This window comes from Bacillus halotolerans (assembly GCF_004006435.1).
Taxonomy (GTDB): Bacteria; Bacillota; Bacilli; order Bacillales; family Bacillaceae; genus Bacillus; species Bacillus halotolerans.
In genome coordinates this window covers 2,727,571-2,741,829 of sequence record NZ_CP029364.1, presented here as the reverse complement: position 1 = coordinate 2,741,829, position 14,259 = coordinate 2,727,571, and the positions used below count along the sequence as shown (strand labels likewise).

11 protein-coding genes are annotated in these 14,259 nt (G+C 46.2%); 3 read left to right on the top strand and 8 right to left on the bottom strand.

The window, feature by feature from the left end; genetic code table 11:
* The first annotated feature begins 18 nt into the window (after window positions 1–18).
* Both DIC78_RS13980 and DIC78_RS13975 read left to right on the top strand, forming a co-directional pair.
* A complete protein-coding gene (locus DIC78_RS13980) occupies window positions 19–831 on the top strand; it encodes an alpha/beta fold hydrolase (RefSeq protein ID WP_095712984.1) in 813 nt (270 codons plus the stop codon).
* A gap of 29 nt (window positions 832–860) precedes the next feature.
* Window positions 861–2,060, top strand: a complete 1,200-nt coding sequence (locus DIC78_RS13975) for a phosphoserine phosphatase RsbP (protein ID WP_127696461.1) — start codon at window positions 861–863, stop codon at window positions 2,058–2,060.
* Between the two features lie 49 nt (window positions 2,061–2,109).
* On the opposite strand, the gene DIC78_RS13970 is transcribed toward DIC78_RS13975, so the two are convergent.
* The 7 genes from DIC78_RS13970 to lutR all read right to left on the bottom strand — a co-directional run bounded on the left by DIC78_RS13970 (window position 2,110) and on the right by lutR (window position 10,997).
* Window positions 2,110–3,396 (bottom strand): arabinogalactan endo-beta-1,4-galactanase, encoded by a 1,287-nt coding sequence (locus tag DIC78_RS13970; RefSeq protein WP_127696460.1) that lies wholly within the window; start codon window positions 3,394–3,396, stop codon window positions 2,110–2,112.
* A gap of 64 nt (window positions 3,397–3,460) precedes the next feature.
* Entirely contained in the window at window positions 3,461–5,524 is a 2,064-nt protein-coding gene (locus DIC78_RS13965) for a beta-galactosidase GanA (RefSeq protein WP_127696459.1), read from the bottom strand.
* Window positions 5,525–5,542: 18 nt separating this feature from the next.
* A complete protein-coding gene (gene ganQ, locus DIC78_RS13960) occupies window positions 5,543–6,394 on the bottom strand; it encodes a galactooligosaccharide ABC transporter permease GanQ (protein ID WP_024122915.1) in 852 nt (283 codons plus the stop codon).
* A gap of 3 nt (window positions 6,395–6,397) precedes the next feature.
* Window positions 6,398–7,654: a galactooligosaccharide ABC transporter permease GanP gene (ganP, locus tag DIC78_RS13955; RefSeq protein ID WP_024122916.1), complete on the bottom strand. Its 1,257-nt coding sequence runs from the start codon at window positions 7,652–7,654 to the stop codon at window positions 6,398–6,400.
* Window positions 7,655–7,693: 39 nt separating this feature from the next.
* A complete protein-coding gene (locus tag DIC78_RS13950) occupies window positions 7,694–8,959 on the bottom strand; it encodes an arabinogalactan oligomer ABC transporter substrate-binding protein GanS (protein ID WP_106019584.1) in 1,266 nt (421 codons plus the stop codon).
* A 150-nt stretch (window positions 8,960–9,109) separates the two neighbouring features.
* On the bottom strand, window positions 9,110–10,102 hold the full coding sequence (locus DIC78_RS13945; RefSeq protein ID WP_106019585.1) for a galactan degradation operon transcriptional regulator GanR: 993 nt from the start codon (window positions 10,100–10,102) through the stop codon (window positions 9,110–9,112).
* A 172-nt stretch (window positions 10,103–10,274) separates the two neighbouring features.
* On the bottom strand, window positions 10,275–10,997 hold the full coding sequence (lutR, locus tag DIC78_RS13940) for an L-lactate utilization/bacilysin biosynthesis transcriptional regulator LutR (protein ID WP_024122919.1): 723 nt from the start codon (window positions 10,995–10,997) through the stop codon (window positions 10,275–10,277).
* A gap of 224 nt (window positions 10,998–11,221) precedes the next feature.
* Between lutR and lutP the strand changes: the two genes are divergently transcribed.
* Window positions 11,222–12,913 carry an L-lactate permease LutP gene (gene lutP, locus DIC78_RS13935; protein WP_106019586.1) on the top strand — a complete coding sequence of 564 codons (1,692 nt, stop codon included), beginning with the start codon at window positions 11,222–11,224 and terminating at the stop codon, window positions 12,911–12,913.
* Between the two features lie 26 nt (window positions 12,914–12,939).
* On the opposite strand, the gene rpoN is transcribed toward lutP, so the two are convergent.
* A complete protein-coding gene (rpoN, locus tag DIC78_RS13930; protein ID WP_127696458.1) occupies window positions 12,940–14,250 on the bottom strand; it encodes an RNA polymerase factor sigma-54 in 1,311 nt (436 codons plus the stop codon).
* Window positions 14,251–14,259 lie beyond the last annotated feature (9 nt).

Here is a 14,259-nt window from a genome sequence, read left to right as displayed (position 1 = left end):
AGCTGAAAGGAGCCGACTATGGATCAAGCTATTTTGACTAGGAATCATGTGAAGGTGAGGGGGAACGGCACAACACCAATTGTATTTGCACCTGGATTCGGGTGTGATCAAAGCGTGTGGGATGCCGTAGTTCCTGCCTTTGAAGACGAATACCAGCTGATTCTATTTGATTATGTAGGTGCGGGAAATTCTGATTTGCACGCATATGATATGGTTCGTTACCGCACACTTGACGGCTATGCCCAGGATGTTCTGGATGTTTGTGAAGCGTTAGATCTGTCAAAAGCCGTTTTTGTGGGGCATTCTGTGGGGGCTGTGATTGGCATGCTTGCATCATTACGACGTCCCGAGCTTTTTTCACAACTGATTATGGTGGGGCCTTCTCCTTGCTATTTAAATGATCCGCCTGAGTATTACGGGGGTTTTGAGGAAGAGCAGCTCCTTGGGTTAATAGATATGATGGAGAAAAACTACATAGGCTGGGCAACCGTTTTTGCGGCGACCGTAGTGAATCAGCCGGATCGGCCAGAAATTAAGGAAGAGCTGGAAAGCCGTTTTTGTTCTACTGATCCTATCATCGCACGGCAATTCGCGAAGGCGGCGTTTTTTTCAGATCATCGAAAAGATCTTCCAAAGGTGACCGTGCCTTCGCTTATCCTGCAATGTTCGAATGATGTCATTGCACCGTCATTAGTAGGTGAGTATATGCAAAAGCATCTCCCTTACAGCACACTCATACAGATGAAAGCCAACGGGCACTGCCCGCATATGAGCCATCCCGAAGAGACAATACAGCTGATCAGCGATTATTTGAACGCATACGTGATTTAGGAACGAAAGGGATAGAGGTGACCCTCTGAATGGATCAACAATTGAATTATGCACCATGCGGTTTCCTTACTTTATCTGAAGAGGGTACAATTTTAGCTGTCAATCACACCTTGCTTAAGATTCTTGATTACGAATCGGAACAGGTGATCGGCCAGCATGTCAATGCTCTTTTAACCGTTCCTGCAAAGCTTTTTTATCAGCTTTATTTTGTTCCGCTTTTGCAGCTTGAACAACACATTGAAGAAATGTACATCTCCCTGGAAACAAACAATGGGGAAGAAGTCCCCGTCCTTGTAAACGCAGTTCGGAGAGCGGATCAGGCAGCCGCTGTAACAGAATGCGTTGTCATTCCGATGCGGAAGCGAAACGAATATGAAAATGAGCTGCTGATTGCCAGAAACGCGGCTGAGGAAGCACTGCTCGCCAAACAGAAAGCAAATGCGGAGCTGGAAATTGCTTTGCAGACGCTGAAGGTGAAACAAGAAGAGCTTCTTGCGATCAATAAGCAAAATCAGCAATTCAGATCGAATACAAAAAGAGAGCTTGAACTCGCCAGAAAGATTCAAGAAAATTCATTGACCGAGCCGATCTTGAATGATCAAATTCAGATTGATTCGTATTATAAAGCATCCAGTGACTTATCAGGCGACTTATATGGATTTTATCAAATCGATGAGCACCGCTACGGCTTGATCCTCCTTGATGTAATGGGACACGGCATTTCTTCTGCATTAGTTACGATGTCCCTCCATCCTTTATTCCAGCGATTAATGACACAAGGGATCAGTCCCGACAAAGTCATGAAGGAACTAGACTACCATCTTCACAGTTTGTTTCAAAACGACGAGGAAGCAAGGCATTACTGTACCGCTATTTGCCTCATCATTGATACAGACCGGCAAAGAATTGATTATGTCAACGCGGGCCATCCGCCCGCGTTATGGCAGGATGCCGAGGGAACCCAATCAACGCTGGACGCAACCGCACCGCCGATTGGGATGTTTGAAGAAGCGGTGTTTCAGTCAAGCAGCCTTCACTATACACGCGGCGGAAGGCTGCTTCTGTATACAGACGGTGTGATGGACCCGACGGCATCATGTTATTTACACCGTTTAATAAAGAATCATCCTGATTTGCCTATAGCTGAGCTGAAAAACAAAATCCTCTCATCTCTTCAAACTGAGCCCAAAAACGATGATGAGTGTTTTATTTTAGTAGATGTAAAATAAAAGAATCCATGAGAGATAACAATGCGTTGTTACACCTCATGGATTTTCATTATTTTTTCGGGATATGGCCTGTTTCCGCGTATTTGAATACCTGTAAGGACGGCAGCGGATGTCCGTTGAAATCAAACAAAGCTTGATTATCCACTGCACTTCCTCCATACCACTTACCTGCGTCTTCAGGATCGTATTCGGCTGCATAGCTGGAGGCCCATCCGGAACCATATGTTTCCCATATCGTTTTATTTTTCTCCAATTGCGTCTTCGGGCCGACCGGAACCCACGCAGGCTCCCAATAAAAAACGCCCAATCCGGCTGTTCCTGTCTTTGCCACTGCGTCCATCACATCTCTTACGGCATTTGCCTGGCCTTGCACTGAAATCGGGTATGGCAGCGTCTGACCGCTTTTAGGCGCTGTGTTTTCATGTCCGTCTCCGTCTTCAGCCGTATAGGTGTATGACGTTTCCGCCACCATGACTTTTTTGCCGTACGTATCCGCAACAGCTTTCAGCACGGAGGACAAATTGTGTAACGTACCGTGCCAGAATGGATAATATGAGCTGGCAAATACATCATAATCGACTTTGTTTTTGTTGAGGGTTTCAGCAATATATGAATATCGTCCTGACGTTTCTGGGTTGGTGAAATGCAGCGCGACCAATATGTCACGATTTGTTTCCCTGACTGCCCGGCTTCCTTCATTGAATAATTGACTCATCTTCTTCCAATCCGTTTCACCGGCAAATGCTCCTGTTGTTTCGTTTCCGACCTGTACCATACCGATATCAATGCCTTCCTTGACCATGGCTTGCAGACTTTGTTTTGTAAATCCATAGAGCTTCGCTTTCTTAGCTTCGAAGCTTAAGTTCGCCCAAGCCTTTGGCACCTTTTGTTTTGCAGGATCTGCCCAGAAATCGGAATAATGAAAGTCTGCCAGCAGCTTCATCCCGTTCGCGGTTGCTCTTTTTCCGATTTGGATGGCTTTTTGAACATCATTATTGCCTCCCCCATAACCATTGCCATAAGCGTTATACGGATCATTCCAAATGCGGACGCGGACATAGTTGACGCCTGCTTGCTTTAAGGTTGTAAAGATGTCCTGACGTTTTCCGCTTGCATTGTAAAAGGTTACACCGCTGTTTTCTAAAGCAATAATGCTCGACACGTCAACTCCTTTGATAAAGTCCTTGTTCATGCCCGCTACCTTTTTAACAAAAAGGTCATTTGCCTGAAGCTCTGACACATATTTCTCCCCCTCTGCGGCGGCATATCCCGTCGAACTTCCGATCCCGCTCCAGACGATGACAGCGGCTAACAGCACGATGATTCTGCTTTTCATATTTCCACCCTCTCACGTAAGCGATTTCAAAAAAGACCCTGCCCATATAGAGCTGAGGCACACCTCAATGTGAGTTCACGACAATTCTCACTTCATATTTTTCCAAGATCAGGTCTCCTGAAAGCATTTCACCAGTAACGATATCCTTCACACGCTTATCAAACGAAACCAGCTGCTGTTGTTCCGTAAAATTCATGATGAAGATATAGTCATTGTGCTGATCCTGTCTCGCCTGTACGGAGACGCCTTTACCATGCTTAACCGGAAAAACCGGAGACAAAGACAGTTCTTTTATCAAATCTTGATAAAAATCCCGGTGAAATTGATCCTCTAAACGCGCGCCGATAAAATACGCTTTTCCTTGTTCATATTGATGGCTTGTAACCGCAGGAGTATGCGCATAAAAGTCATCCTGATACACACCCTCTGCCGTTGCGGCTTTCAATTCGATCACCGTTGCATAATCTTTCATTTCATACGTTTGATTGCGGTAGCTGACGGCATTTCGGTCTTTCGGATACAGCGTATCTGTTTCGAGCGGCTCAATTCCAAATATCGTTTGCAAGTCTGGGTGCCAGCCGCCTGTGTACGTTAAGTCATGCTCGTTGACGATTCCGCTGATATAGGTCATCACCAAGGTTCCGCCGTTAGCCGTAAACTTCTTTAATCGCGAAATGGTTTCTTCACTGATTACATACAGCATGGGGACGATCAGCAGCTTATACGCTGAAAAATCTTGTTCTTTTGCAATGACGTCGACCGGGATATCCTGTTCCCAGAATGTGCGGTAATGCTGCTGCAGTGTTTGCGGATAACGCTTTGTCGCTTTTGCAAATCCCTGAGCGTCCTCAAGCGCCCAATTATTTTCCCAATCATACAAAATAGCAGCTTCAGACGGTCTCTTCGTTCCAACGACTTCAGACAGCTGTTCCAATGTCTCCCCGACTTTTGCCACTTCTTGAAAGACGCGGTTCTTTGTGCTGTTGTCATGATCCACAATCGCCCCATGCAGTTTTTCCGATGATCCTCGTGATTTTCGAAATTGGAAATAGAGGACGCTGTCTGATCCGTGGGCAATCATTTGCATAGATGAAAGCAGGTTCATGCCCGGGCGTTTTGCTTTGTTTACGTTATGCCAATTGACAGCGCTAGGCGTACACTCCATTAATAGAAAGGGCTGCTGCTTCAGGCTTCTGTACAGATCATTGATAAAGCCGACCTTCATCGCCAAATCTGCTGTGCTTTCCCAATCATTGTGCCACACAGGATAAGCGTCCCAGCTGATAACATCCACATGCTTTGCAAATTTGCTGTAGTCGAGACCCTGATAAGGAATTAAATCTGGTGTATCACCCATAAAATTCGTTGTTATCGGAATGTCCGGCGTCAGCTCTTTCAGCGGTACGATTTCATTTTCATAAAAGGAAATGGTTTGATCCGTGACAAACCGGCGCCAGTCTAAGTTCAGGCCGTGCAAGCCATTTTCTCCAATCGGGGAAGGGCTTTCAATTTGTGACCAGTCATTAAATGTATGACTCCAAAACGGCGTCCACCACGCGTTATTTAATACCTTGAGACTATTGTCATATTTCGTTTTCAGCCACTCTCTGAAAGCGTGCTGACATTGGTCACAGTGGCATTCTCCTCCATATTCGTTGGAAATATGCCACATGAAAAGCGATGGATGTCCGCGGTATCTTTCTGCTAATAAACGGTTGATGTGCCGCGTTTTTTCACGATAGACCTTGGACGTCAGGCAGTGGTTATGCCGGCCTCCGTGCAGCTGTTTCACTCTGGAGGCATTGACCCGCAGCACTTCAGGGTAGGTTTGCGACAGCCAGGCAGGACGCGCTCCGCTCGGCGTTGCTAAAATGACACGGCCGCCGATACTGTGGATACGGTCAAAAACATCATCAAGCCATTCAAATTGATATACACCTTCCTCCGGCTCAAGCGCACTCCATGCAAAAATGCCGACAGAAAACGTATTGGTATGGGAAAGCTTCATCAGCTTTATATCGTCGGCTAAAATATCCGGCCGATCCAGCCATTGATCAGGGTTGTAGTCTCCTCCGTGGAGCATAAACTTCGCTTTTGTAACGTGCTTTTTTTCAAGCTTTGACATGATTTTCTCCCCCTTATTCTCTTATCCTTTCGTTCCGCCTGCGGTTAATCCGGACACAAAATTCTTTTGCAGCATGATAAAGATGACGGCAACCGGAATGCTGATGAGCAAGGCACCCGCCGCAAATGTCGTATAGCTTGCTCCCATGACATCATTGACTAAATTGAATAAGCCTACGGGCAATGTATATGATTCAGGTGTTCTCAATATCGTTGATGACAAAACAAAATCTCCGAGCGGGCCGGTAAATCCATTCATCGCAACCACTGCCGCCATCGGTTTTGACAAAGGCAGGATGATCTGCAAAAAGATCCTCGTGCTGCTTGCCCCGTCAATCTTTGCGCTTTCGTCTAAATCAATCGGAATGGAATCCATATATCCTTTCATCAAGTACGTATTCATCGGGATCAGGCCGCCGATATAAAGCAGGATCAGCAGCCAATGGCTGTTGATCATTCCTAACATTTGAGCCAGCACAAACAAGGCGATCAATGCAGAAAACTGAGGAATCATTTGCAGCAATAAAAAGAGCGTTAATGCGTATTTCCTCCCTTTAAACCGAAAGCGGGAAAACGCATAAGCCGTAAACGTCACACAGATCAGTGAGCCAGCCATCGTAAACAGGCTGATTTTTATCGAATTGATATACCACTGCACATATTGAAGGCTTTCTTTGCCCGCAAATAATTCTTTGTAGTGGTCAAATGTCGGATTCTTCGGAATGAGGGATGTACTGATTAAACTGTTGCCGGGATTAAAGCTGGCGCCTGCCGTCCAAAGGAGAGGATACACAATGATGACCGCCATGCAGGCTAAAAACAAGTAAGAGAAAAGGAGCCGCATAAATTTTCTGACCTTCATATCTGCCAGCATGTCTCAGCCCTCCTCTTTAAAAGACTTCGTCTGTCTGAATTGCCACAATGCAATGGCGATCACAAACACAGACAATAAAATGGTTAAAGCAGCCGCAAGGGAATATTGGCTGGACTGCATCGTCAATTTATAAATCCACGATACGAGGATATCTGTTCCGCCGGCTGTTGATCCCGCAACAGCCGGACCGCCTCCATTGAAAAGATAAATAATATTGAAGTTATTAAAATTAAATGTGAATTGCGTAATGATAATCGGAGCCATCGCAATGAACACCATCGGGAGCGTGATGTATCTCAGCTTTGAGAAGATGGAAGCACCATCAATTGTCGCCGCTTCATAAAGATCTTCAGGAATCGATTGCAAAACACCCGTTGAAACAAGGAAGATATACGGAAAACCAAGCCAGCCTTGCATGAGGATCAGCGCCAGCCTCGACCAATTCGCATCTGTCATCCACGGAAGCGGATCAATGCCAAAGAAAGCCAAGATGTCATGATTCATTGCGCCGAAACTATCGTTAAACAAACCGGCAAAAATTAAAATCGTGACAAATCCGGGAACAGCCCATGGCAAAATCAAAATAGTCCGGAAAAACCGTTTAAACCGGATGTCTTTCTGATTCACAATGATCGCCAGCCATATCCCCAGACTGACTTGCAGAGTAGAAGCACAAAGCGTCCACACCACCGTCCAAGCCAGCACATCAAAAAAGGTCGAGCGCCAAATATCGACAGTAAAAATATCAGTGAAGGTTTGAAAACCAACCCAATCTACTAATTTAGCAGGAGGAGAATGATATAAATCATAGTTTGTAAAAGCTAAGGCAAAGCTGAATAAGATGGGAAAAATCACCGCGAAAACTAAAATAAACAGAGATGGTCCGCTGACGACATATGGATAGCCCTGAGCGACGATATTTTGATATTGTTCCTTGAGAGAGCTCAAGGGCCTCTTTTCATCACGGCGTTTTCCGCTTTGATAAGCGTCTCGCAAATTCACATAATATACCGCAAGTCCAAAGCATGTCACAATGACAGCGATAATGCCTTCCGCCAGCAGAAACACCGAGTTATCCCGCGGCACCTCTGTTCCCAGCGTAAAGATTCCCCAAAGCCCCATATTCAGCAAATCTCCAAATACCGCAAAAAACGATGCGCCCAAAAGGAGAAACAGGAGGCCTTTAATCCATTGTTTGTTGTAGAATTGACCAAGGCCCGGAATGATTGACAATAACAAAGCGACTTTACGATGCTGCACCGTTTTCACCTCTCTTACAATACAAATCTACTTTTCTCTTTATGTTCCGCTATGCTTTGCCTTCATCTGCCCTTTGGCTGTTTCGGCAGCCTGATCTAAGGCTTTTTTCGGGTCCGCTTTTCCTGTTGCAATCGTTTGTAATGCCGAATCAGCCGGGGTCCATATTTCATTCATTTCCGGTATATTCGGCGTCTGCTCTGAGAAGCGGGATTGTTCGGTGACCGCCCGTGCCGCTTCGCTTTTCATGATCGCCTTGTCACTCGCTAATGATTGAACGGCCGGAACTTCTTTCGTTTGTTCATATCGTTTTTTGGAATTCGTTTCATTTGTCAGAAAAACGGCTAACTCTTGCGCCAGCTCTGCATGTTTTGAAAATGCGCTGACATTGTAGCTTTTGACGCCGATAAAGGAGCTCATGTTTTTGCCGTTTTCCAGCTTCGGAAGCTTGGTGATGCCATAATCAATTCCCGCTTTCGAAAAGGCTTCTACATTCCACGGGCCTGAGATAATCGCAGCAGCCTTTCCTTCTGTAAACAGTGATTCGAGTACATTGATTCCCTGCTCTCCGACAATGCCAGCCGGGAATAAGCCGTCTTGATAAAACTTCTGAATCAGCTCAGCACCTTTGACAGCGCCTTCATTATTGATTCCAAGATCAGACGGATCATCGTTTCCATCCTTATCCTTTCCAAAGATATATCCGCCGTACCCGCCCATGACACTTTGCGCGTAATAAATTTGATCAAATAAGGCTAAAAATCCAAATTTGCTGCCATCAGCCGTTTTTTTAGAGTAGTCGTACCACTCTTCCAGCGTTTGCGGCAATTCGTCCTTTGAGATGAGATCTTTGTTATAAAAAAGCACTGTTGTTTCGACGGCTTTAGGTAGGCCATAAAGCTTCTGATCCACCATTTGAGACTGAATGGATGCGTCTGTGTAGAGCGATTGAACATCCTTTTCGACGTTTAATTCTTTGATTAATCCCTCTGTGACAGCCGTTCCGATCTGGTCACCGGGCATTGTTAACACGTCAGGCCCTGTGCCGGCCGGGCCGTCCATACGCAAATCTTCAATCTGCTGGGCATAAGGTTTTTCAACAACTTTGACCTTTACATCATGTTCTTTTTCAAATTCGGCAACAGCGTCTTTAATGCCGATGCTTTTTTCTTTATCCTCCCACACGACAAGCTCTGAGCCCTTTGAACTTGTTTTTTCGCTGCTGCTTTCCTGCGGTCCGCAGGCGGCTAAAGATAAACTGACAGCCGCGCAGAGCATGACACCGGCGTACTTTTTTATCATTTTCATCAATTGTCACCCTTCCGTATTAGATGAAAGCGCTTTAAAAATAATATAGCATGACTAAGAAAATGTGTAAACAAACTATTTACTCTTACAAGTAAATTTTTTTACCAAACAAAAAATGACTTAGAATACTAAGCCATTTTGAAATACGATTTAATTCATGCTCTTTCTGACGATTAATTCAGCTCCCATATATAACGTTTTAACCGTTTTCCGCTTTTCCAGCACTTGCTCAAGCAATAATTCCACAGCGTTTTTACATAGTTCCTTGATATCAATATGAAAGGTCGTCAGCGGCGGAGAGACGTACTTGGCAAAGCTGATGTTATTGATGCTCACGACGCTCACTCTGTTTGGTATCGCGATTCCTTTTTCATTCAGGGCCTGCAGACAGCCGACCGCAATCGGGTCTGCCGCGATAAAAAAGGCGGTCGGAAGCTGATCACCCAATGCTTCAATCGCTTTAGTCATCAGGCGGTAGCCATTTTCGACGGAGAAGCTGCGGTGGCATAAAATATAGCGCTCGTCCAGCATCCCTTTTTCCTGCATATAGGATCGGAACGTTTTTTCACGAATATCCATTTCATCTTGATTCGTGTTCGGATTTTTGTACGTGCCGCCAATAAATCCGATATTCTTATGCCCTTTTTCAACTAGGATGTTTACCGTTCTCTTCGTCATTTGCGCTAAGTCCGGCCTTACCGAATCAAAATGGTCGGGATCAGGGGAAGAGTCAATAAAAACGCCGTTCTCCGTCAGATTTCTGAGAAACGCTAATTCTTTATCAGAAAAGGTGCCCACGGCAATAAAACCTTCTGTATGAGCTGGAATGCATTCAATACCGTCCGTTATTTTATAGGTCGTCATGTCGACATTGAAGGTTTTCGCCAATTTCTCTACTTCTAATCTCATTGTTTTGAAATAGACATCTTCCAGCTCCTCTTGATCTGTCAGCCAATATAAAAAAGCGATGTGTTTCACCAGCGGCCTTACAGTTTTCTTGCGATAATTAAGTTTCTCCGCGGCTTCATATATCTTTTCACGCGTCTCGTCCGGTACAGAAAGGCTCTCATCGTTATTTAAAACACGGGAAACGGTTGAAATCGAAAATCCCGCGGCTTGTGCGATATCTTTAATTGTCGCCATTATATCCGCCTCCATTTTCAAACATGCCAGTGTTCGTTTTAGTAAAATATTTTACTTTCTTTTTCGTAAATGTCAAGCTGTGTCAGCCGCACAATGTAAATAAGACTGAACCATTACAGCTCAGTCTTGGTTGTGTGTATGCACCGGCAGAATTGCCCGGGAAATGAGTCGGTTATTGCACGTTTTCCTCAAAATATCCCGAAAGGACATCTTCCACATTCGTCAAGTGTGCCAGCATCGCTTCTTCCGCCTGTGCTCCGTCTTGGGCAGCCACGGCATTATAAATCCGTTCATGCTCCTCATAAAGCCGCTGTACCGAGGTCTTCTTGGAAAACAGCCAGATTTTCCGCGTTTCTCTCATCGTTTCCAGCAGCAATGATGATACGTGATTCATCAGATGTTTGAGCAGATCGTTTTGTGAAGCGTCAGCGAGTGCCAAATGAAAGGCGAAGTCTGCTTTTTCACCTAGCTCCCCGTCTGCTTCGATCTCCCCCATTTCCTTTAACGCCGCATGAATGCTTTGGAGATTCTCTTCTGTCCGTTTTTCGGCAGCTAATGAAGCCACGCCGATTTCAAGCAGCTTTCTGACCTCGAGCAGCTGTTTGACATCTTCTTTTTTCATTAAAAGGGCGGCTGACAGAGGCTGAGAAATTTGATCAGGTTCAAACTCCTTCAGATAGGTGCCTTCTCCCTGTTTCATTTCGACAAGCCCCATCGCTTTTAATGCGGAAAGCGCTTCGCGCACCGCTGAACGGCTGACTTGAAAGCTTTCGGAAAGCGCCTGAACGGAGTCAAGTTTATCCCCCGGCTTCAGTTGGCCGGTTTTGATCATATCTAATAATGCATCCGCTACTTCTTCATATATCTTTTTTGTTTTAATCTGTTTATATTTCAATGCAATTCACCCCGCAACTTGTAGGTCTGGCTGTTTACGATCTATTATACTCCCTTTTGGGCGCCGCCAAAAGATTTAGACAATTTCGTCAAAAAGTCTTGTACTTTGATTTTTTTCAAAATATAATGCTAGGTAACTGGTCTTATTATCTAGTCATCAGATGATCATATCATCTTTAGAAACCGCTTACACATAGCCAGTTATGTTTGAAGGAGGGGTTTGGGATGCAATGGACACAGGCATATACGCCTATAGGGGGAAATTTGCTTTTATCTGCGCTTGCCGCACTTGTACCGATTATTTTCTTTTTCTGGGCACTCGCAATTAAACGAATGAAGGGGTATACAGCGGGATTGTCCACCTTGGGAATCGCGCTGCTGATTGCTGTATTGATTTACGGGATGCCGGCGGAAAAAGCGCTGATGTCCGCTACACAAGGAGCCGTATACGGCATTCTGCCAATCGGCTGGATCATTGTGACGTCTGTTTTTTTGTATAAAATCACTGTCAAAACGGGACAGTTTGATATTATTCGCAGCTCTGTTCTCTCCATTACCGATGACCGCCGGCTTCAGGCGCTGCTGATCGCTTTCTCATTCGGGGCTTTTTTAGAAGGAGCGGCGGGCTTCGGGGCGCCGGTCGCGATTTCGGCCGCACTGCTTGTCGGCCTCGGTTTTAACCCTCTTTATGCGGCGGGGATCTGTTTGATTGCCAATACGGCACCAGTAGCCTTTGGGGCGATTGGGATTCCGATTACAGCTGTAGAAGGGCCGACAGGGATTCCGGCGATGGAGATTTCTCAAATGGTCGGGCGGCAGCTGCCGTTTTTATCTGTATTTATTCCTCTTTATTTAATTATCATTATGAGCGGATTCAGGAAAGCCTTTGAGGTATGGCCGGCGATTCTTGTTTCCGGTGTTTCCTTTGCCGCTGTTCAGTATCTCAGTTCCAACTTTCTGGGGCCGGAGCTGCCGGATGTTTTGTCGGCGCTAGTGTCGATGGCTGCGCTAGCTGTGTTTTTGAAATGGTGGAAGCCGAAGAAGACATTCCGGTTTGCGGGGGAGCGGGAATCGGCCGCCGCGATTGAAACGGCAAAACTGCACCCTGATGCACCGGCTTACACCGGCGGGCAGATTTTTAAGGCCTGGTCGCCGTTTCTGCTGCTGACGGTGATGATTTCTGTTTGGGGCATTCCTTCGGTCAAATCCGCGCTGACAGGGCATTATGAAGGCACAGCCATTGTCTTAAAATGGCTGAATGTGATTGGAGAACAGCTGACTTTTGCTCCTGGGGTGCCTTTTTTGAACAAACAGATCGTCAATGCTGACGGCACTCCGATTGAAGCGGTTTATAAGCTTGAGGTGCTCGGTTCGGCAGGCACCGCGATTTTAATTGCCGCAGTGCTGTCAAAATTCATCACGTCCATTTCGTGGAAAGACTGGGGAGCTGTTTTTAGCGAAACACTGAAGGAATTGAAGTTTCCGATTTTAACGATCGCCTCGGTCGTTGGTTTTGCATATGTCACCAACTCCTCGGGAATGAGCACGACGCTCGGCATGACGCTGGCGCTGACAGGCTCGATGTTTACCTTCTTTTCGCCGGTTCTCGGCTGGCTCGGCGTCTTTATTACCGGCTCGGATACGTCGGCTAACCTGCTGTTTGGAAACCTGCAGAAAGTAACGGCCTTATCGGTCGGAATGGACCCTGTCCTATCGGTCGCGGCCAATTCATCAGGCGGCGTCACCGGCAAAATGATTTCCCCGCAGTCAATCGCGGTCGCGTGTGCGGCAGTCGGACTCGCCGGGAAGGAGTCGGATCTTTTCCGCTTTACGATCAAGCACAGCTTGTTTTTGCTGCTGCTCGTCTGTATCATCACCTTTTTGCAGCACCAGTTTTTCAGCTGGATGATCCCGTAAAAAAATCCTCCCTTACAGGGAGGATTTTATTTGTACCGTTTTCTTGCTGCCGATGACGGAATGTTCAATTGATCGCGGTATTTCGCCACTGTGCGTCTGGAGATTTGGATGCGGTGCTGTTCATATAACAGGTCGGCAAGCTTTTGATCTGAGAGGGGTTTTGTTTTATCCTCTTGCTGAATCAATGCTTGAAGATGCGTTTTGACCGCATAGTTGGATGTATCGCCATCCCCAGAGGCCTCTGCTTTTCCTGAGAAGAACATCTTCATCTCAAACAATCCGTAAGGCGTTTGTATCGTTTTCCCTTTAATGGCCCGGCTGATGGTTGATTCATGCAGGCCCAGACAATCCGCCACCTCTCTCAGTGTCAGCGGCTTCATGGCGCTCCGCCCTTTCAGGAAAAAATCTTTTTGACGTGCGGTCAGCTCATTTACAATTCTGGTGATCGTCTGCTTCCGCTGCCTCAGCGCGCGGCTCAGCCAGCGCCACTCCTGATATTTCGCAGATAAATAGGAAACCGTATCCTGACAGGCGCCCGACGATAGAAGCGGCCTGTACTGCGGATGCAGCTCAATCTCCGGGAACGAGCGGCTGTTCAGTTCCGCTGTGATCTGGCCGTTTTTAACGATGATGAAAATGTCAGGTTCAATATACATATCCTGCTCCGGACTGGCAAACAGAAGGCCGGGTCTTGGGTGAAGCGCAGCAATTTTATCAGAAATGTCCTGAATCGCGTGAAGCGGGATTCCAGTTTCTTTTGAAAGCGCTTTCCAGTTTTTTTGCGCAAATACATCAAAGTGTTCTGAAACAAGCAGTTCCGCCTGTTTATTTCTGTTCGGAAGACGCTGTAATTGCAGCAGAATACACTCTTGAAGAGATCTTGCGCCGATTCCCGCTGGTTCAAGCGACTGAAGTTTTCTCAGAACCGCTTCCGCTTCCTCTGCCGAAACAGACAGGCGCCGGGCTGCCTCCTCCACATCTTCCTCCAGATATCCGTTAGAATCAAGCGAATGTATCAGATAATTAAAAATCTTTTTTTCAGTGTTAGACAGATTCATATCCAGCGACTGCTGTTTGAGGACATCCTGCAGTGTTTTTTGCGGATTGCTTAATTGAAGGCCCGTCTCCTGCCTGCTGATCCTGTTTTTGCTTGTTTTATGGTAAGATAGTGGCGGTGTGTCTGTTTCCTTTCGTTCAATAAGAGGGTTTTCCAGTGAGAGCTCATCAATGTATTCGGCCAGTTCCGCCGAATGATAGCCAAGCAGCGTGATGGCCTGCCTGAGCTCCTGTGTCAGTTGAGGCTTTAGTACTTGTACTTGCTGAAGTTTCATATCCATCTTGCTCAC